This is a genomic window from Pseudomonas sp. 91RF (assembly GCF_003576265.1).
Taxonomy (GTDB): domain Bacteria; phylum Pseudomonadota; class Gammaproteobacteria; order Pseudomonadales; family Pseudomonadaceae; genus Aquipseudomonas; species Aquipseudomonas kribbensis.
Map to the genome: position 1 here is coordinate 182,562 of NZ_QWFC01000014.1, position 20,473 is coordinate 203,034.

Sequence of the window (20,473 nt, forward strand, 5' to 3'; positions counted from 1 at the left end):
ATGGCAGTCGGCTTCGTAAAATGGGCACCTGAAAGGAGCCCACCGATGAAAGCCTCGACCCTCAAATACCTCTCTCGCTTGCTGGCTGAACTGGCCGTGCTGCTCGGTCTCTACCTGCTCGGCTGCCAGTTGGCCGCATGGCTGGCCTGGCCGATCCCCGGCGGCGTGATCGGCATGGCACTGTTGCTGCTGGCGTTTGCATTCGGCTGGGTCAAGCCGGCGGCGTTGCAAATGGGCGCGGGATTGCTGATGGCCGAGATGCTGCTGTTCTTCATTCCGGCGCTGATGAGCCTGCTGGATTACGGCGCCTTGTTGCGTGACGACGGCTGGCGGATCTTGCTGGTGATCGCCGCCAGCACGCTGATGGTGATGCTGGTGACGGCGTTCACCGTTGAGGTGGCCGTGCGCCTGAGGCGGTCCCATGAAGCTTGAACTGATGCCGATGTTCTGGCTGGCGTTCACCTTGCTGGCCTACCTGTTCAGTCGCTGGCTGTATCGCCGTACCGGGCGGTACCTGCTGTCACCACTGATTCTGGTCCCCGCGTTGCTGTTGGCGCTCGCGGTGCCGTTGCATACCGCTTATGCAGAATACTCCAGCAACACCCACTGGCTGATGCTGGTGCTCGGCCCGGTCACCGTCGCGTTTGCGGTGCCGATCTGGCAACAGCGACGTCTGCTGGTGCGGCACTGGTCGGCGTTGTTGCTGGGCATGCTGGCCGGCAGTGCCGCATCGATTGCTACCTCGTTCGGTCTGGCCAGGGCATTGGCGCTGGACAGTTCGGTGACGCTGTCGCTGGTGCCGCGCTCGATCACCACACCGTTTGCCATGCCGCTGGCGCAGGATCTCGGCGGGGTGCCTGAATTGACGGCCGTGTTCGTGATGTTCACCGGGGTCTTCGGCGCAATGCTCGGCGGGGTATTGCTCAAGTGGCTGCCACTGCGCAGCGCCCTGGCACGTGGCGCTTTGTTTGGCGTCGGCGCCCATGGTGCGGGCGTCAGTCGCGCCCATGAAGTGGGTGGCGAAGAAGGTTCGGTGGCGGGGCTGGTGATGGTGCTCACCGGGCTACTCAATCTGTTCGCCGCACCTTTGTTGGCGTCGTTGCTTTGACATGGATCCAAGCAGTTTGCGCAGCTGACTCGCTCAGTCATCAAGCTGGCTGCCAATGCAACTACGCGAAACCCCGGGGCTGACTAGACTGCTGACACCTGCCGAAAAAAACAAAAACAGAGGTGCATACAGTGAGCGTAGCCCCCGTCCCTTCCTCCTTGAATGTCAAAGATCAGGTCAGCGCCGCGGAGTGGCAGACCCGGGTCGATCTCGCCGCCTGCTATCGACTGGTCGCCCTGCATGGCTGGGACGATCTGATCTTCACCCACATCTCGGCCAAGGTGCCGGGCACCGAAGATTTCCTGATCAATCCGTTCGGGATGATGTTCCATGAGATCACCGCGTCCAGTCTGGTGAAGGTCGACCAGGCCGGCAACAAGCTCATGGACAGCCCCTACGAAATCAATCCCGCCGGCTACACCATCCACAGCGCCGTCCACGAAGTGCGCCATGATGTGACCTGCGTGCTGCATACCCACACCGCTTCCGGTGTCGCGGTGTCGGCTCAGAGGCAGGGCGTGCTGCCGATCAGTCAGCAATCGTTGTTCGTGCTGTCGAGCCTGGCCTTTCACGCCTACGAAGGCGTGGCCCTCAATCATGAGGAGAAGGCGCGATTACAGGCAGACTTGGGCGACTGCAATTTCCTGATGCTGCACAACCACGGTCTGCTGACTTGTGGTGGCACCATCGCCGACACGTTCCTGATGATGTTCACCTTCCAGCGAGCCTGTGACATCCAGGTCATGGCGCAGACCGGCGGTGCCGAACTGATCGCCATCGAACCGCAGATTCTGGCAGGCGCCAAGGCGATGATCGCCGGCGTCACCAAAAGTGCTCAAGGCATGGGCGGCGCGCTGGCCTGGCCAGCGCTGCTGCGCAAACTCGATAAACAAGACCCGGGGTATAAACTCTAATGCCTCTCGCCGAGATTCCTCTGAGTGCCTGGCGCAAACGCAGCCAGTCGTTTGTCTTCCGTGGTCAGCCGATCCGTTACTGGACGGCCGGGCAGGGTGAGCCACTATTGCTGATCCATGGCTTCCCGACGGCCAGCTGGGACTGGCATTACCTGTGGCAGCCGCTGGCCCAGCGCTTTCGGGTGATCGCCTGCGACATGCTCGGCTTCGGCGACTCGGCCAAACCGTTGAACCACACCTACAGCCTGCTGGAACAGGCGGATCTACAACAGGCGTTGCTCACTCACCTTCAGGTCGAGCAACCGGTGCATCTCCTTGCCCATGACTACGGCGACAGCGTTGCCCAGGAACTGCTGGCCCGGCATTACGAAGAGAAGATCGAAGTCGCCAGTTGCGTGTTCCTCAACGGTGGTCTGTTCCCGGAAACCCATCGTCCGCTGCTGGCGCAAAAACTGCTGCTCAGCCCGCTGGGCTGGATGATCGGCCGCGCGTTTACCCGCGATGCACTGGTGAAAAGCTTCCGGCAGATCTTCGGTCCGGACACCCGGCCCAGTGAAAGTGAAATGGATGATTTCTGGAGCCTGGTCGAGTGCAATCGCGGGCCGCGCATCATGCACAAACTGATCACCTACATTCCGGAACGCCGGGTGCAGCGTGATCGTTGGGTCGCGGCAATGCAGCGCGGCGAGGTGCCGTTGCGGGTGATCGATGGCGAAGTCGATCCGATCTCCGGCGCGCATATGATCGAGCGTTATCGCGAGTTGATCCCCGATGCGGACACCGTGCTGTTGCCCGGCATCGGTCATTACCCGCAAAGCGAAGCGCCGGTGCTGGTGCTCAAGCACTACCTGGAATTTCGTGATCACTTCGTGCTGCCGCCGCGCAAGGTGGCGTGTTCCTGATCGCAGGGCGGAGGCGCGTTGCGCCTCTGCACGGTTTCATCATCCCCCAGCCTTATCGCGCACCATTCAGCCTCAGCCGTGTTCGTTGTGACCGCACGCTCTGTGCCTGACACTCGGGGACACTGTCCCTCAGGCCTGCTGGAGTTGCCTCGATGAATGAGTCTGTGCGTTTTGAAGATAAAGTCGTGATCGTCACCGGAGCCGGTGGTGGCCTGGGGCGCGCTCATGCTTTGCTGTTCGCCAAACAGGGCGCCAAAGTGCTGGTCAACGACCTCGGCGGCTCGACCCAGGGCGAAGGTGCCAACGCTTCGGCTGCCGACCGCGTGGTGGCGGAAATCCGCGAGGCCGGCGGCATCGCCGAGGCCAACCATGACTCGGTGACTGACGGCGACAAACTGGTGCAGAACGCCCTCGATGTATTCGGTCGCGTCGATGTGGTGGTCAACAACGCCGGCATCCTGCGCGACAAGACTTTCCACAAGATGGAGGACGCTGACTGGGATCTGGTCTACCGCGTTCACGTCGAAGGCGCCTACAAAGTGACCCGCGCCGCGTGGCCGCACTTGCGCGAGCAGAACTACGGCCGGGTGATCTTCACCGCATCAACCTCCGGCATCTACGGCAACTTCGGTCAGTCCAACTACGGCATGGCCAAACTCGGTCTCTACGGCCTGACGCGCACCCTGGCAATCGAAGGCCGCAAGAACAACATCCTGGTCAACGCCATTGCTCCTACCGGCGGCACCCGCATGACCGAAGGCCTGATCCCGCCGCAAGTGTTCGAACAACTCAAACCGGAACTGGTCAGCCCGTTGGTGGTGTACCTGGCCAGCGAGCAGTGCCAGGAAACCTCGGGCCTGTTCGAGGTCGGCGGCGGCTGGATGGGCAAGGTGCGCTGGGAGCGCAGCCTGGGCGCCGGGTTCGATCCTCGCGTCGGGTTTTCCCCGGAAGATGTCGCGGCGCACTGGCGGCAGATCTGTGATTTCGAAGGGGCCGCGCATCCGAAAGACAATATCGAAGCGCTGAAAGAAATGATGGCGAATCTGCAGAAGTATTCGCTCTGACGCCTTTGCGTCGTCTGGCAGGACTCGTCCGGGTCCTGCCGCTCCCGCCGAATATCCCCCCTTCCAGTTCCCGCAAAAAACACCGCCCATAAAAAAGGCCGCTGCAAACGCAGCGGCCAAGGTAAGACGTTGGATCAAGGAGCTACAAATCAACGTCAGTGAACACCTGGGCGATGGAGCGAAAAACGCTTCGGTCCATCAGAAATCGGTTGCCGACGACTCGGTCGCGGACTTTGGCTTCGTGGCGGTCTGCCGTGAAAGCCCGCTCAGAATAAGCGCCTGAGGGCAAAGGAAAAATAGCGATTCCGGACATGCACTGTTACGGGGCATGTAACAGTGCGACGCATCATGCGCTCCACTGATCGTGGATCATCCAGCCGGTCCATGAGTGGCGCGAAACCCCGTCCCAGGCGGCGATTCATCCTTTCGAGCGACAGCGCGAATACCTCCTTGGTGCGCTTATCGTCCCTGTGTGGCGGCAGTAGGGTGGGGCCTTCTGTCACTCACCGGGGAAGACGCATGACAAAAACAACAATGCGCGCCATCTTCAAACCGCAGGCGCTGGCGGCTGCGGTTGCCTTGGGTTGCTGGGCCCAGGCCCATGCCGTGGATTTCAATATCGGCGAAATCGAAGGCACGTTCGACTCGTCGCTGTCGGTCGGCGCGAGCTGGGGCATGCGCGATGCGGACAAGTCGCTGGTCGGCACGGTCAATGGCGGTACGGGCCAGTCTTCGACCGGAGATGACGGGCGCTTGAACTTCAAGAAGGGCGAGACCTTTTCCAAGATATTCAAGGGCATCCACGACCTTGAGTTGAAGTACGGCGACACCGGTGTGTTCGTGCGCGGCAAGTACTGGTACGACTTCGAACTCAAGGACGAAGACCGCGAGTTCAAGCCGATCAGCGACAAGGGCCGCAAGGAGGGCGCCAAGTCTTCAGGCGGGCAGATTCTCGACGCGTTCGTCTATCACAACTATTCCATCGCCGACCTGCCGGGCACCGTGCGCGCCGGCAAGCAGGTGGTGAGCTGGGGCGAAAGTACCTTCATCGGCAACTCGATCAACAGCATCAACCCGATCGACGTCTCGGCGTTCCGCCGGCCGGGTGCGGAGATCAAGGAGGGCCTGATTCCGGTGAACATGCTGTTCGGCTCCCAGAGCCTGACGGACAAACTGTCGGTCGAGGGTTTCTATCAACTGGAATGGGACCAGACCGTTCTCGACAACTGCGGCACCTTCTTCGGTGTCGATGTGGCGGCGGATGGTTGCAACAACGGTTACACCGTCGGCAGCCCGGCGATTGCTCCGCTGGCGCCGCTGGCCGCTGCCTTCGGACAACCCATCCAGGTCACTCGCGAAGGCGTGGTCGTGCCCCGTGGCGGTGATCGGGATGCGCGGGACTCCGGGCAGTGGGGGACGGCGCTGCGCTGGCTCGGCGACGATACCGAATATGGCCTGTACTTCATGAATTACCACAGCCGCACGCCCACGGTCGGCACCACCACAGCCGGGCTGTCGACGCTGTCGGCACTGCCGGGGATGGTCAGCACCGCCAACCGCCTGGCCCCCGGCAGCGGTTCCGGGCTGGCGCAAAGCGTGATGCTCGGACGCGGTCAGTACTACCTCGAATACCCGGAAGACATCCGTCTGTATGGCGCAAGTTTCGCCACCACACTGCCCACCGGCACCGCATGGACCGGCGAACTCAGCTACCGGCCCAATGCCCCGGTGCAGGTCAACACCAACGACTTGACCCTGGCCTTGCTCAACCCGATTGCCGGCGGCACGGCGTCGCCGCTGACCACGTCGCCGGGTGCCGACAACAAAGGCTATCGACGCAAGGAAGTGACGCAACTGCAGAGCACCCTCACGCACTTCTTCGATCAAGTGCTGGGCGCCGAGCGCCTGACCGTGGTCGGCGAGGCGGCGGTGGTCCGGGTCGGTGGTCTGGAGTCGCGAAGCAAGCTGCGTTACGGCCGAGATTCGGTGTACGGCCAGTACGGTTTCGGCGGCGACACCGGCGGTTTCGTCACGTCGACCTCCTGGGGTTATCGCGCCCGGGCCATACTCGATTACGCCAACGTGATCGGCGGGATCAACCTCAAACCCAACCTGTCCTGGTCCCACGACGTTTCCGGTTTCGGCCCCAACGGGCTGTTCAACGAGGGCGCCAAGGCCATCAGCGTCGGCGTCGATGCCGACTACCGCAACACCTACACCGCCAGCCTCAGTTACACCGATTTTTTTGGCGGCGATTACAACGTCCTCACCGACCGTGACTTCGTGGCCCTGAGCTTCGGCGTGAACTTCTGATCTGCCAGAGAAGGATGAAATCCATGCGCAAGATGATTCTGCAATGCGGTGTCCTGGCCCTGAGCCTGCTGGCTGCCAACGTGATCGCGGCGGTGTCGCCGCAAGAGGCCGACAAGCTCGGCACCAGCCTGACGCCGCTCGGCGCCGAGAAGGCCGGTAACGCCGACGGCACGATTCCGGCCTGGACCGGCGGCATTCCAAAAAACGCCGGGGCGGTGGACAGCAAGGGTTTTCTCGCCGACCCGTTCGCCAATGAAAAACCGCTGTTCACCATCACCGCCGCCAACGTCGACCAGTACAAGGCCAAACTTTCCGAGGGGCAGGTGGCGATGTTCAAGCGCTACCCGGAAACCTACAAAATTCCGGTCTACCCGACCCACCGCACCGTCGCCGTGCCGCCGGAAATCTACGAATCGGCCAAGCGCAGCGCGTTGAACGTGACCACGATCAACGACGGCAACGGCCTGGCCAATTTCACCGGCAATCGCTACTACGCCTTCCCGATTCCGAAGAACGGCGTCGAGGTGTTGTGGAACCACATCACCCGTTATCACGGCGGCAATCTGCGGCGGATCATCACTCAGGTGACACCGCAGACCAATGGCAGCTACACACCGATCCGCTTCGAGGAAGAGATTGCCGTGCCGCAGTTGATGAAGGACCTGGATCCGCAGCAGGCGGCCAACGTACTGACCTTCTTCAAGCAGTCAGTGACCGCGCCGGCGCGCCTGGCCGGCAACGTGTTGCTGGTGCACGAAACCCTCGATCAGGTGAAGGAGCCGCGCCTGGCCTGGATCTACAACGCCGGGCAGCGTCGGGTTCGCCGTGCACCGCAGGTTGCGTATGACGGGCCTGGTACTGCCGCCGATGGCCTGCGGACTTCGGACAACTTCGACATGTTCTCCGGCGCGCCGGATCGTTACGACTGGAGGCTGGTCGGCAAGAAGGAAATGTACATTCCGTACAACAGCTACAAGCTCGATTCGCCGAAGCTCAAGTACGACGATATCGTCAAGGCCGGGCACATCAATCAGGACCTGACCCGATATGAATTGCACCGCGTCTGGGAAGTGATCGGTACGGTCAAACCGAGCGAGCGGCACATCTACGCCAAGCGCCACATGTACATCGACGAGGACAGCTGGCAGGTGGCTCTGGTCGATCACTACGATGGTCGCGGGCAGCTGTGGCGAGTGGCCGAAGGGCACGCCCAGTACTACTACGATCATCAGGCTCAGGCCTACACGCTTGAAGCGCTCTACGACATCATCGCCGGTCGCTACATCGCTCTCGGGATGAAGAACGAGGAGAAGCACAGCTTCGAATTCGGCTTTGAAGCCAAGGTCGCCGACTTCACCCCTTCAGCCTTGCGTGCCGAGGGTGTCCGGTAAGGGATCAATACACTCGTGGGAAAAAGGCGACCGGGCGGTCGCCTTTTTTATGGGCAGCAATCAGCGATCTGAATACTCGTCAACAAGCGTCGGGGAGCGGGCTAGGGTGAGCGTACAACGATAAAAAGGCGCCCCCGATGACCGCCATGACACCCCGTCTGGATAGACCGGATTTTCTCCCGAGACTGTCTCCCCATCATCTGCCACGCCCGCGCCTTTGCGAGGCACTGTTCGATTCGACGGCCCGGGTCAAACTGATCTGCGCGCCGGCCGGCAGCGGTAAAACCGCGCTGCTCACCGAGTGCCTGCTGCAAGCCCCGGTCAATTGCACCGTCTGCTGGTTGCCGTTGGCAGGGGCGTCCTTGAGCGTCGGCGAGTTTTGCGAACGGCTTGCCCGTGCGATGGGACTGACGGCCTCGGACGAGGCTTCGTTGCTTTATGAACTGGCGCGAAGATCCTCGGCAACCTGGGTGGTGATCGACGATTACTGTCGGAATCCGGAACCTGCCCTGGACGCACTGCTCGACCGAATGCTGGCGATCAGCAGTCCGGCCCTGACATGGTGGATCGGTACCCGGCGGCGTCCGCCCTGCAACTGGCCGCGCCTGCTGCTCGATGATGCCTTGTACGAATGTGAAGGCGCGATGCTGGCGCTGACCCGGGACGAGATCGCCCAAGTATTGCTTCACTTGCCGCCAGCCCAGGCCGACAGCGTGGCTGCTCGTATTCATCAGCGTAGCGGCGGCTGGTGCGCCGGGGTACGGATGCTGATGATGCAAAAATGCGACTGGTCGCAAAAGACCTTGCCGCAGCAGCGCATGGACACTTTGCTGGACTACCTGCAACACGAACTGTTCAGCGGCCTGAGCCCGGAACTGGCTGAAGCCTGGCGGGTGCTGGCGCATTTGCCGCGCTTCAATGCCAGCCTGTGCGATCACCTGTTCGGTGCCGGGGACGGGGCGCAATGGATGCGCAGTCTGCAAACCCTCGGGTGTTTCATCGAACCCTGGCATGGATCTCCGGACTGGTTGCAGGTATGTGCTCCACTGTCGCGCCTGATGCGTGACGAACCGTGGCCTGCCGGGCGTTCCTGGCATCGCCGGGCCTGTCAGTGGTTTGCCGCCGGACAACATTGGAAGTGTGCTTTCGAGCAGGCGTTGCTGGCTGAAGAGTACGAGGTTGCGGTGAGTCTGTTGCAACACTTCAGTTTCGAGCATCTGTTCGAGGAACAGACGGTCGTGCTGTTGCTGCGTCTTTATGAGCAACGCGGCGAGGAACTGATGCTGGGTTCGGCGCAACTGGTCGGCTTGATCACGGCTGCGTTGTTGTTCGCCGGGCGCTTTGTCCAGGCGGCGGATTGCATCGGGCAACTGTCGCGTTTTTTGCCGCCGCCGTCGGCTGCTCAGCAACGGCAACTGATCGCCCGCTGGCAGGCTCAGCAAGGCTGGCTGTTGCATCTGCAAGGACGGATGGACGAGGCGCGTGATCACTTTGAGCAAGCCTTGATCGATCTGTCGCCGAAGGCCTGGACGGCGCGTCTGCTGTGCCTGTCGGGTCGCACTCAGCAGGCGTTGTTGTGTGGGGATCTGGAGCTGGCTCATTCGATCAATCGTGAAGCACTTTGCCTGGCCCGGGCAGAGGGTTCATTGCTGTTCGAGGCATTGCTGGAACTTGATCACGCCCAATTGCTGGAACAGCGAGGGGCCTCGGCTCGCGCCGAAGAGTTGCTGGCCGGTCTTTGCGAAATGCTTAGTTCGTCTGTCGAGCAACCGACGCCGCTGCTGGGGCGTATCGCTCTGCGCCGGGGGCGGCTGGCATTGAGCATGGGGCAACAGGTACGGGCGGCCGAGTTCTTTCAACAGGGGCTCGACGACTGCCTGCGCAGCTTTGACAAGCGTGTGCTTTATGGCTTTTTGGGGCAGGCGCAACTGGCTGCCGATCAGGGCGATTACGCTCAAGCATTCATGCGACTGCGGGACGCCGAACGATTGATGCAACAGCGACAGATTCCGGACACGGTTTATCGCGGCGTCCTGTTACAGGTCAGCAGCGAGTTCTGGTTGCAACAAGGGCGACCCGAATTGGCTCACGAGGCGTTGAGCCGGGTGCTCAGACATTATCGTGGCCCACGTGCACGGCAGGCACCGCCGGCGACGCTTGAGCTGATTCCACGCATCGAATGTTTACTGGTTCTGGCCGAGACCCGATTGGATCAGATGCAAACGCCTCTGATCCGGTTAGGTGCCTTGCTGGCGTCGGCTCAGGCTCTCGGGCTGACCAGACTGGAGGCCGAGTTGCTGTTGACTCTGACCGAGGTGGCGCTGGTTCTCGGTGAGCCGGCCCAAGCCAGAAACTTCTTCGAACAGGGCTGCCAGATCATCAAGCGTTGCAACCTGCAGCAAATGTTGGCCGAGCTATACGCCCGGTGCGCGGAGGTTCCCCTGCACTGGCGCGCTGTTGAAACAGCGGTACCTGTGGAAGAACAAGTTACGCCGCTCAATCCCCTCAGTCGGCGAGAACTTAAAGTCCTGGAGTTGATTGCCTTCGGCGACTCGAATCAGCAAATTTCCGAGAAGTTGTTCATTTCATTGCATACAGTTAAAACTCATGTGCGACGCATACATGGGAAGTTAGGTGTTGAGCGCCGGACTCAAGCAGTGGCCAGGGCAAAGTTACTAAATTTATGTTGAGTAATTAAGGCTGGGTGTTGCTGACTAGATATATTGAAATAAGCATCGTCTTTAGATTTTAAATCAGATGAGTAGTCTTTGGTCCTGTAAGGAAGTGGCATGAGGCTGTTTCCACATTGACGAATGTACAGGAAGTATCCAATGGGTGTGATGTTCAATAATTCAATGGCCGACGCTGTTCTGAAAAATCCTGATGTTCAGGTAGCGTTGGATAACGTACAGGGTGCGGGGGATGAATTGAGAGCGATGCTGGAACGCTCTCCATCCTTGAGGGATATCCTGCGGAATAGACTCTCGGAACGATTCGAACGACTGGGGCCGTCTATTGATGTAGAACGTCTATTTATTAATGCCGGTGATGATCCGTATGAGATTTGGAAAAGGCCGTCCGGTTCGATACTTGATGTTTTTTTGGATTGCCTGGCGCGCGGCGCTTATCCGAATTATGTGGTGAATCTTGATTTTGTCTATCTGCGTCGAAATACAACCGATGCGCGATTGAAAGTTGAAAATATAAATATTTCCGATGTTGATGATGTTTTGAATGAAGCGTTGCGGCAGGTGGCAACTGATCAGGCGAGCGCACTTCGTCAATACTGGAGCAGCCCGGCCCGCGGCGAATCCGAAGAATCGACAACTCAAAAGGCATTGCTGGAAGTTGCCTTTGCCGAAGCACTGCAAGCCGAGTTGGCCCTGACGGGCGCGGCTGGTTCGCTTAAAACCTTCCAGGTTCTGCGGGCCACCGAGTTGCTGAAGACGAAGTTATCCAGCGCCTACAAAATCAGTCTCCGTCAGGCATCTGGCATTGAGCAGGATCTGGTATCCGGCTTTGTCATGTCCTATTCGAACATCGCGACTTCCGAAATCAAGTTGTCCGGTGACTCTTACGGTTGGTTTCTGTACACACCGGGCAACGGTTTCGAATATTTCTCCAGCAGTGCCGACCTGCATACAGCATTGTGCAGCCGACTGGCAGTTGCTCCTGATGCAATCAGGTATCCGGCACTGTCTGTCAGCGTGTTTTCGCACTGTGTAGCCAGCCGACTCAAGGATCAGGAGGCACAATTTGCCGGTCGGATCGGATCCGGTGAGCCACGCAAAGAGGGATTTGTCCGCGAACTGGACGATATCCATCAGGTTTCTGCGATGCATTCTGACCTGTACCAGCGGATCAGGGCGCTAAGCATACTGGCCAAACGCCAAGAGTGGCCTGACTGGTTAAAATCGGCCAGTGAGTCGATACGCGATGCCTACGAATCCCTTGAAACTTCGAAAGAGGGATATGAATTCGAATATACCCAGGTATCCAATCAGCTGTTTTCGCTGCACGACTACGTCGTGCAGCGCTTCGGTCTCTGGTGTGACAGCGCTTTGGGAACGCGGCTTGACCCGGATGCAATCAAGGTCCATAGCCTTTACCGGATAAAAGTCGGCGGGCGCACGATCGAGCAGGAAGATATTTACACGTTAACCGAGTTCATCGTTATCGGCCTGCATGATGCAGGCAATCGCGCGACCCTGCGTATCGAAGGCGCTCCGGCGGACAGCGGGTTGACCGTGGCCAAACTGGAAGGCTGGTTGGCCAATCGGGATCTGCGTGTGGAGTTCAGCAGATCCCAGCCTTCCAGTACTCCGCAGGAGTTTCGCGAGGCTTATTTCAACTATCTGCGTAGTCAGGCGGAGTTCGCGCTGTTCGTTGCCCAACATTCAGCACGTTTCAACGCAGCAGACGTTGCGTTGATCCAGCGCACCTTGAAAGGTGATCCCTCCGTGGAAATTCGGGGAGTGAAGCTGAAAAAACGGCCATCGATATTGCAAGACGTGCTGCTGTTCATGCCGCGCACAGCAGCAACTCGTTATGCGTTGATGAAAATGCCCCACGGTCAGTTCGACTATGTGAAGTTCGCCGACATCTACCAGTTCAATCGTTGGATGGAGTCCATGCTGTCCAATAATCGTACTTACGCCGAATCGTTGATCCCGCCTGACGATCTGGCCGCTGTCGGTGTATTGATGGGGGGAGGAGCGACTCCGCTGTACTACGTGTATGAACTGGATTCGATTCCGGCAAACCTGGCATTGAATGCCGGTGACCAATTGTTCGGTCATGCTGAACAGGCTTACGCGGGTGAGGTCGCCCGTATCCGAGCGTTGGCGCCGGCTGCCTACGTCTATGCAGGACCGCAGGCACGGCAAAGCTACGCCCGCCTCGGCACTGAACTCAAAGCATTGTCGATGGTGGATTCCAGAGAGAACGGCTATCCCACTTTCGAGCAGTTTTCCCGTGATCTGATCAAGCAGCGGATTGAAGAAGTGTTGTTGTCACGCGGCCAGAAAGTTCAGGTCGATCCCGACAAAATCATGATTCAGACCGACGAATTCCATTTGGACCTGACCACCGTCCTGATTGAGGGCCGCCACTTTGAAGTCCCGGCGACGCCTGGCCGGACGATTGATGACAATCCGAAGTTCTACGTGACGGGTGGGCATCCGTCGATTGAAAAGCTGGATATCAGGGATCTTTCCAGTTGGTCGAAAACCTTGCGTCCTGGAGACCACTACACCCGGATGTTGCGCAGCGAATTTCTGGATCGGAATCACCCGGGCTACAAGTTCAAGCAGGCTGTGCATGCCACGAAAGTCCGCTGCAAGATGCACTTCGACGCCTGCCATCAGTATTTCTCCGAGCGATTTTCTACGGACGTATTCAAAGGGATTCAACGCCTGGTGGACAACCTGAGTGAAACCGCAGGTACTGACCCCTCTCCGTTTCCGTCTAATACCAGCGAGGGGATATACAAGTTCCGCCTGCCGAGCCGTCGAATTGTCGAAGGTGTCTATATTTTCCGCATTTCCATTTATGGAGCTTTCTATGACTATCTTTACACGCCCGATGCACCGGACGATGTGGCTTTCCGCTCCGCCAACGAATTCGTCGGTTCGATACGTTTTCGCTACGGGCCGTTCCGCGATTACTACCTGCAGCGGGTGAAGATTGAAGACCGGAAGGTTGTGAATGATTACTTCGACAATCTGGTTGCCACGGTCAACACCGTCGCCCCCCCTCGGCCGGAAGGCCAGATGCGGATGTTGGGGCTCTCTACGCTTCATGACGACAGGATCTATCGCGTTCTCAGTGACATCGACGCACGGACCACAAGTCTGAATGAGGTGATTGCCGGTCTGGTGTATGACAACGTGATTTTTGCCGCCAACATTATCAGCCTGGTGTTCCCACCGATCGGCGTAGCCGTCACCGCCGTGGAGGCATTAAAGGCTCTGTATGACGGTGCCAAAGCGTACGAGTCGGGGGATTACTCTGCCGCTCTTGGCCATGGCAAAGCCGCGCTGATCGGACTGGTGAGTCTCGGAAAAGCAGCTGCAGCCGGCAAGCCGGTCAAGGTCACGCTTGCTCAAAAGACTTTGTTTGATCTGGGCAAGGATGCCAGGACCGTGGTGGGCTGGATGTCCCAGGCTACAGGGCAGACGCTGGGAGAAAAACGTATGCTCGAAATCATCGAGCAATTGATGAACGATCATCAGAGCCGCAGTAGTCAGACCACCGTGCACTGATAAATCGATACAGACTCAAGCGTTCAGGCTTGAGGCTCATGGCCCATCCGCCAACTCACGGCCCGTGTCGCCGCCAGCAACCGCTGCGCCGCCGGGCCGTTTTCGTCGGCGTGGAACAGCGACGTCGGGCCGACGATGGTCAACACCGCCGCGATCTGCCCGAGGGCGTTGAACACCGGTGCCGAGAGGGCATCGACACCGGGCATCAGCAAACCGTGCACATGATGCAGACCGCGTTCGCGGATCTGTTCGCATAACGCCGTATAGGCTTTTTCGTCTGCCAGCGGATGGCCGCCGCTGGCGGTTTCCTGTTCGCGCAATTCGTCGGTTTCCCGGTGCGGCAGGTACGCGCCGAAGACCAGTCCGGTGGATGAACTGAGCAGCGGCAGCACCGAGCCCAGTTGCGTCACCACCGTCACCGCGCGCACCGCCGGTTCGATGTGTACAACGGTCGCGCCCTGATTGCCCCACACGGCGAGGAAACAGGTTTCGTTGAGTTCGTCGCGCAGTTCGGCCAGCGGCAGGGCGGCGACTTTCAGCACGTCCATACTGTTGAGTGCGGCCAGACCCACACGCAACGCTTCGCGGCCGAGACCGTAATGGTTGGTGGCGGTGTTCTGTTCGGCGAAACCGCTGGCGATCAAGGCCTGCAGATAGCGATGCACCTTGCTCGCCGGCATCTGCACATGTTCGGCCAGGCGCGACAGCGAAGTGGACGGCGACAACTCGGCCAGAGCCTTGAGGATGTCGGTGCCGACTTCGGCGGAGCGGACTTTCTGTTTGCCGTTGCTGTCGCTGGTTTTTTCCATGGTGCTGCCGTGTCCCGGAACGAATGGGCGTCTTTATAGCTTGACGCTGGATAGCGAGCAAATTACGTTATGCGTAATTGAATTACGATAAAAATAACCCCGGCGTGCCAAGACCTCTGATCCAGAGCGTCCGGCCATGCCGACTCCCTGTTCAGGAGGCTCCATGAACCTCGATTCAGCCCTGGCTTACCAGTCCGGTTTCGGCAACGAATTCAGCTCCGAAGCGTTGCCGGGTGCACTGCCCGTCGGCCAGAACTCTCCGCAGAAAGCCCCTTACGGTCTGTACACCGAACTGTTCTCCGGCACCGCGTTCACCATGACCCGCAGCGAAGCGCGGCGCACCTGGATGTACCGGATCCAGCCGTCGGCCAATCACCCGGCATTCGTCAAACTGGAGCGGCAGCTGGCGGGCGGCCCGCTGGGTGAAGTCACCCCCAATCGCTTGCGCTGGAATCCGCTGGAGATTCCGTCCGAGCCGACCGATTTCATCGACGGACTGGTGAGCATGGCGGCCAATTCCGCCGCCGAAAAACCTGCCGGGATCAGCATCTACCACTATTGCGCCAACCGTTCGATGGAACGGGTGTTCTTCAACGCCGACGGCGAGCTGCTGCTGGTGCCGCAACTGGGTCGCCTGCGTATCGCCACCGAGCTCGGCGTGCTGGAAGTGGCGCCGCTGGAAATCGCCGTGCTGCCACGGGGCCTGAAATTCCGCGTCGAATTGCTCGATGCGCAGGCGCGCGGTTACATCGCCGAGAACCACGGCGCGCCGCTGCGCCTGCCGGACCTGGGGCCGATCGGCAGCAACGGTCTGGCCAATCCAAGGGATTTCCTGACCCCGGTCGCCGCTTACGAAAACCTGCAACAACCGACGACGCTGGTGCAGAAATTCCTCGGCCAGCTGTGGGGCACCGAACTCAATCACTCGCCGCTGAACGTGGTGGCCTGGCACGGCAACAACGTGCCGTACAAGTATGATCTGCGCCGCTTCAACACCATCGGCACCGTCAGTTTCGATCACCCGGACCCGTCGATCTTCACCGTGCTGACCTCGCCGACCAGCGTCCACGGTCTGGCCAACCTCGACTTCGTGATCTTCCCGCCGCGCTGGATGGTGGCCGAGAACACCTTCCGTCCGCCGTGGTTCCACCGCAACCTGATGAACGAATTCATGGGCCTGATCCAGGGCGAATACGACGCCAAGGCCGAAGGTTTCGTGCCCGGCGGTGCGTCCCTGCACAGCTGCATGAGCGCTCACGGCCCGGACGGCGAGACCTGCACCAAGGCCATCAACGCGGACCTGAAACCGGCGAAGATCGACAACACCATGGCTTTCATGTTCGAGACCAGCCAGGTGCTGCGCCCAAGCCGCTTCGCCCTCGACTGCCCGCAACTGCAATCCACTTACGACGCTTGCTGGGCCACGCTGCCCGCCACGTTCGACCCGACCCGGAGATAACCCATGACTCAGAATTCCATCACCCGCAGCTGGGTCGCTTCGGCCAACGGCCACACCGATTTCCCGTTGCAGAACCTGCCGCTGGGCGTGTTCAGCGTCAATGGCTCGGCGCCGCGCGCGGGCGTGGCGATTGGCGAACACATCTTCGATCTGCAAGTGGCGCTGGAGGCCGGGCTGTTCGACGGCGCCGCGCGCAGTGCAGTCGAAGCCATGCACGGCGGTCAGTTGAACGCATTCTTTGAACTCGGTCGCGATGCCCGCGTTGCCCTGCGCGAACGTCTGCTGGAACTGTTCAGCGAGGGCAGTACCCATCGCGGCAACATCGAAGCCCAGGGCGCGAAACTGCTGCCGCTGGCCGCCGATTGCCAGCTGCACCTGCCGGCGCGCATCAGTGACTACACCGACTTCTACGTCGGCATCGAGCACGCGCAGAACGTCGGCAAACTGTTCCGTCCGGACAACCCGCTGCTGCCGAACTACAAACACGTGCCGATCGGCTACCACGGTCGTGCGTCCACCGTGCGTGCTTCCGGCACCGACGTGCGCCGTCCGAAAGGCCAGACCCTGCCGGCGGGTGCGACAGAGCCGACTTTCGGCCCTTGCGCGCGGCTGGACTATGAACTGGAGCTGGGGATCTGGATCGGTCAGGGCAACGAGATGGGCGAGCCGATTGCCATTGGCGATGCCGCAGAACACATCGCCGGTTTCTGTCTGCTCAACGACTGGTCGGCCCGTGACATCCAGGCGTGGGAATATCAGCCGCTCGGCCCGTTCCTGTCCAAGAGCTTCATCACCAGCGTCTCGCCATGGGTGGTGACTGCCGAAGCGCTGGCGCCATTCCGCACCGCGCAACCGGCGCGTCCGCAAGGCGATCCGCAGCCGCTGCCGTATCTGCTCGACAAGCGTGATCAGGATGGCGGTGGTTTCGACATCGAGCTGGAGGTGTTGCTACTCACCGAGAAAATGCGCGAGCAGAACCTGCCGGCTCATCGTCTGACCCTGAGCAACACCCGCTACATGTACTGGACCGTCGCGCAAATGGTCGCGCACCACAGCGTCAACGGCTGCCAGTTGCAGGCCGGTGACCTGTTCGGTTCGGGCACGTTGTCCGGCCCTGAAAACGGTCAGTTCGGCAGCCTGCTCGAAATCACCGAGGGCGGCAAAAAGCCGATCGAACTGGCCTCCGGTGAGGTGCGCAAGTTCCTCGAAGATGGCGATGAAATCATCCTGCGCGCTCGATGCGCCCGCGAAGGTTTTGCCTCCATCGGTTTCGGCGAATGCCGTGGCACCGTGCTGGCGGCACGCTGACAGGAGCGGCTCATGGATCTCTATACCTATTACCGTTCCACCTCGTCGTATCGGGTGCGGATCGCGCTGGCGCTCAAGGGCCTCGACTATCAGGCGTTGCCGGTCAACCTGATCGCACCGCCCGGTGGCGAGCATCGGCAACCGGCGTACCTGGCGATCAATCCCCAGGGCCGCGTGCCAGCGCTGCGCACTGACGACGGCAAGCTGCTGATTCAGTCGCCGGCCATCATCGAGTACCTGGAAGAGCGTTATCCACAAGTGCCGTTGCTGCCCGAAGACCTCGTTGCCCGCGCCCAGGTGCGCGGCGTGGCGGCGGTGATCGGTTGCGACGTGCATCCGCTGCACAACGTCAGCGTGCTCAATCGCCTGCGCGGTCTGGGCCATGACGAAACGCAGGTGAACGAATGGATCGGCCACTGGATCAGTCAGGGGCTGGCGACTGTGGAGCAGTTGATCGGCGACAGCGGCTTCTGTTTCGGCGAGTGGCCGTGCGTGGCTGACGTGTACCTGATTCCGCAGCTGTACGCGGCCGAGCGTTTCAACGTTTCGCTGGAGGCTTTTCCCCGGATTCGTCGGGTGGCCGCGTTGGCCGCTGAACATCCGGCATTCATTGCGGCGCATCCGGCGAATCAGCCGGACACCCCGTAACCCCTGTAGGAGCGAGCCTGCTCGCGATAGCGGTATCTCTGTCACATCGATCGTGGATGTGCCGCCGTCATCGCGAGCAGGCTCGCTCCCACAAGGCTTTAGTTGCGGCACCAAAAATCATAAAAACAAAACAGGTACCTTGCGATGCACAACCAGATTGCCAGCTTCCGGGCGGCACTCGACGCCCGTCCTGTGTCCCGCTTTCAGTGGTTGCTCCTGATTCTTCTCGCCTTGCTGCTGGTCACTGACGGCTATGACGCCCAGGTGCTCGGTTACGTGGTACCGGCGCTGGCGCAGGACTGGGGCCTGGAGAAATCGGCGTTCGGCCCGGTGTTCAGTGCCAACCTGCTGGGCCTGACCCTCGGTTCGCTGGCCGTGACGCCGCTGGCCGACCGCTTCGGCGTGCGGCGGATTCTGCTCGCCTGTGTGCTGATCTACGCCAGCCTCACCGTGCTGATGGTGTTCGCCGACTCCCTGAATACTCTGATGATCGCGCGCTTCATCTGCGGCATCGGCATGGGCGGCGCAATGCCCAGCGCCATGGCGTTGATGTCGGAATATTCACCGCCACGCCTGCGCACGCTGATGGTGACGCTGGCGGCGTGCGGTTTCTCTTTCGGCGGGGCGGCAGGTGGTTTTGTGGCGGCCGGATTCATCGACCGTTTTGGCTGGCAGGCAGTGTTCCTCGCTGGTGGTGTCACACCGTTGCTGTTGTTCCCGTTTCTCTGGTGGATGCTGCCGGAATCCTTGCCACGCCTGCTGCGTGATGCGCCACCGTATGCACGCCTGCGCAAGGTCACCGCGCGGATGCTGCCGGACTGGCAACCGCCCGCCGCGTCGGTCGAGCAGAACGAGCGGGAGCAGGGCAGCAAACTGACCGTGGTGGAATTGTTCCGCAACGGTTACGCACGCCCGACCTTGCTGATCTGGGCGACGTTTTTCGTCAGCCTGATCCTGCTGTATTTCATGATCAGCTGGCTGCCGTCGCTGCTGCTGGAAAGTGGCCTGAAACTCAATGAAGCGAACCTGGTGACGTCGATGTTCCTGTTCGCCGGTACGCTGGGTGCGATCTGCATGGCGTGGTTCGCCGACCGTTTGAAAAGCAAGGTGCGTCTGCTGTCCGGTGTGCTGGCCGGCGCGGCGGTCTGCACGATTCTGCTGGGCCTGAATCACGACAATCCGCGTTATCTGGTGGCCTGTGTGTTTGCGGCGGGGGTCTGCATCATCGGTGGCCAACTGACGCTGAATGCCTTCGCCAGCAATTTCTATCCAGCCCACGTGCGCGCCACCGGCACTGGTTGGGCGTTGGGTGTCGGACGATTCGGATCGATTCTCGGGCCGTTGTTCGGCAGCCTGTTGCTGGCGATGCACATTCCGGTGGAGCAGATTTTCTTCTTCTGCGCGATTCCGGCGGTGATCGCGGCATTGTTGATCATTCAGGTGCGTTCGCCTTCGGCGGGGTCAGTCAGTGCACCACCGAATTGGGCGGCAGATGTCCCAGCCGCTCCGTCAGGCGAAGCCGCTGGATCGGGTCGTCACTGAGCAACAGCGCGTGTTCCAGGTCGAAGCGCTCGGCGTTCGGGCAGTCCAGGCGCTGGTACAGGCTGGCTCGGGCGAGGTAGTCGGCGACGCTGGCATTGCCCAGTTCGAGCACTCGCTCGGCATCAATCAGCGCCGCGATGTAGTCATCGTGGGTCAAATGCAACTGACGCAGATTGCGTGACAGACGTTGCAGCATTTGCAGTGGTGTGGCGGTCAGCAGGTGTTCGGCCTTGAGTTGCATCTGGTGGCCGTATTGGCGATGCAGCAGTTCGCGACAATCGTTCGGATACAGGCGCCGTCCTCCGCAGGGATCAAGCAAGTGATCGGCGCCGGGAACCTTCAGCAGGAAATGCCCGGGGAAGTTCACGCCCACCAGCGGAATCTCCAGGCCTCGGGCCAGTTCCAGAGCAATCAACGCCAGAGCCAGTGGTTGACCGCGGCGGGTCTGTAACACCTTGTTCAGCAGCGCCGCCTGCGGGCGCACTGGCGCAAAATCGTCTTGCGCGAAGCCCAGCTCGACCATGCGCCGCAACATCGGTTGCGCCAGCTCGCTGACTGGCAACAACGGCAAACCAAAGCTGACCCGTTGCTGCAGCTCGATGAAGTCCTGCAACAGCGCATCGGGATCGACGTGCTTATCGTGCTCGGCGGCCATCCACAACGCTGCCTCCAGCAGCGCAGGCGGTGAACGGTGCAGACACTCGAAAAAACGTTGGCGCGGACTCATCAAAATCTCCGGAGAATGCCTCGTT

General features: G+C 60.4%; 15 protein-coding genes. 13 read left to right on the forward strand and 2 right to left on the reverse strand.

The features are described from left to right. Positions 1–45 precede the first annotated feature (45 nt). From DXT77_RS04220 to DXT77_RS04260, 9 genes are all read left to right on the forward strand, one after another. Entirely contained in the window at positions 46–432 is a 387-nt protein-coding gene (locus DXT77_RS04220; RefSeq protein ID WP_119426727.1) for a CidA/LrgA family protein, read from the forward strand. After that, positions 422–1,108 (forward strand): LrgB family protein, encoded by a 687-nt coding sequence (locus DXT77_RS04225; protein WP_119426728.1) that lies wholly within the window; start codon positions 422–424, stop codon positions 1,106–1,108. The genes DXT77_RS04220 and DXT77_RS04225 overlap by 11 nt, the downstream gene beginning before the upstream one ends. 131 nt (positions 1,109–1,239) lie before the next feature. Then, entirely contained in the window at positions 1,240–2,022 is a 783-nt protein-coding gene (locus tag DXT77_RS04230; RefSeq protein ID WP_119426729.1) for a class II aldolase/adducin family protein, read from the forward strand. Continuing rightward, positions 2,022–2,924 (forward strand): alpha/beta fold hydrolase, encoded by a 903-nt coding sequence (locus tag DXT77_RS04235; RefSeq protein WP_119426730.1) that lies wholly within the window; start codon positions 2,022–2,024, stop codon positions 2,922–2,924. Before DXT77_RS04230 ends, DXT77_RS04235 begins: the two co-directional genes overlap by 1 nt. Positions 2,925–3,076: 152 nt before the next feature. Beyond that, the gene (locus DXT77_RS04240) at positions 3,077–3,988 is read left to right on the forward strand and encodes an SDR family oxidoreductase (RefSeq protein WP_119426731.1); all 912 of its coding nucleotides are present in this window, start codon (positions 3,077–3,079) and stop codon (positions 3,986–3,988) included. Between the two features lie 519 nt (positions 3,989–4,507). Beyond that, on the forward strand, positions 4,508–6,301 hold the full coding sequence (locus DXT77_RS04245) for a DUF1302 domain-containing protein (protein ID WP_119426732.1): 1,794 nt from the start codon (positions 4,508–4,510) through the stop codon (positions 6,299–6,301). Between the two features lie 23 nt (positions 6,302–6,324). Next, complete coding sequence (locus tag DXT77_RS04250) at positions 6,325–7,692, forward strand: DUF1329 domain-containing protein (protein WP_119426733.1); 1,368 nt, start codon at positions 6,325–6,327, stop codon at positions 7,690–7,692. 137 nt (positions 7,693–7,829) lie between these two features. Beyond that, the gene (locus DXT77_RS04255; RefSeq protein WP_119426734.1) at positions 7,830–10,382 is read left to right on the forward strand and encodes a LuxR C-terminal-related transcriptional regulator; all 2,553 of its coding nucleotides are present in this window, start codon (positions 7,830–7,832) and stop codon (positions 10,380–10,382) included. A gap of 141 nt (positions 10,383–10,523) precedes the next feature. Continuing rightward, a complete protein-coding gene (locus DXT77_RS04260) occupies positions 10,524–13,955 on the forward strand; it encodes a hypothetical protein (protein WP_147406982.1) in 3,432 nt (1,143 codons plus the stop codon). A 23-nt stretch (positions 13,956–13,978) separates the two neighbouring features. On the opposite strand, the gene DXT77_RS04265 is transcribed toward DXT77_RS04260, so the two are convergent. After that, complete coding sequence (locus tag DXT77_RS04265) at positions 13,979–14,764, reverse strand: IclR family transcriptional regulator (RefSeq protein WP_119426736.1); 786 nt, start codon at positions 14,762–14,764, stop codon at positions 13,979–13,981. 163 nt (positions 14,765–14,927) lie between these two features. Here DXT77_RS04265 and hmgA point away from each other — a divergent pair, with 163 nt between their 5' ends. The 4 genes from hmgA to DXT77_RS04285 all read left to right on the forward strand — a co-directional run bounded on the left by hmgA (position 14,928) and on the right by DXT77_RS04285 (position 19,721). Continuing rightward, positions 14,928–16,223, forward strand: coding sequence for a homogentisate 1,2-dioxygenase (gene hmgA / locus DXT77_RS04270; RefSeq protein WP_119426737.1), 1,296 nt, complete (start codon positions 14,928–14,930; stop codon positions 16,221–16,223). Between the two features lie 3 nt (positions 16,224–16,226). Further along, positions 16,227–17,531, forward strand: a complete 1,305-nt coding sequence (fahA, locus tag DXT77_RS04275) for a fumarylacetoacetase (protein WP_119426738.1) — start codon at positions 16,227–16,229, stop codon at positions 17,529–17,531. A 12-nt stretch (positions 17,532–17,543) separates the two neighbouring features. After that, complete coding sequence (gene maiA / locus DXT77_RS04280; RefSeq protein ID WP_119426739.1) at positions 17,544–18,179, forward strand: maleylacetoacetate isomerase; 636 nt, start codon at positions 17,544–17,546, stop codon at positions 18,177–18,179. Between the two features lie 144 nt (positions 18,180–18,323). Then, positions 18,324–19,721: an aromatic acid/H+ symport family MFS transporter gene (locus DXT77_RS04285; RefSeq protein WP_119426740.1), complete on the forward strand. Its 1,398-nt coding sequence runs from the start codon at positions 18,324–18,326 to the stop codon at positions 19,719–19,721. Here the strand turns inward: DXT77_RS04285 and DXT77_RS04290 are convergent. Beyond that, positions 19,645–20,448 carry a SirB1 family protein gene (locus DXT77_RS04290; RefSeq protein WP_119426741.1) on the reverse strand — a complete coding sequence of 268 codons (804 nt, stop codon included), beginning with the start codon at positions 20,446–20,448 and terminating at the stop codon, positions 19,645–19,647. The two genes, DXT77_RS04285 and DXT77_RS04290, sit on opposite strands and share 77 nt — an antisense overlap. Positions 20,449–20,473 lie beyond the last annotated feature (25 nt).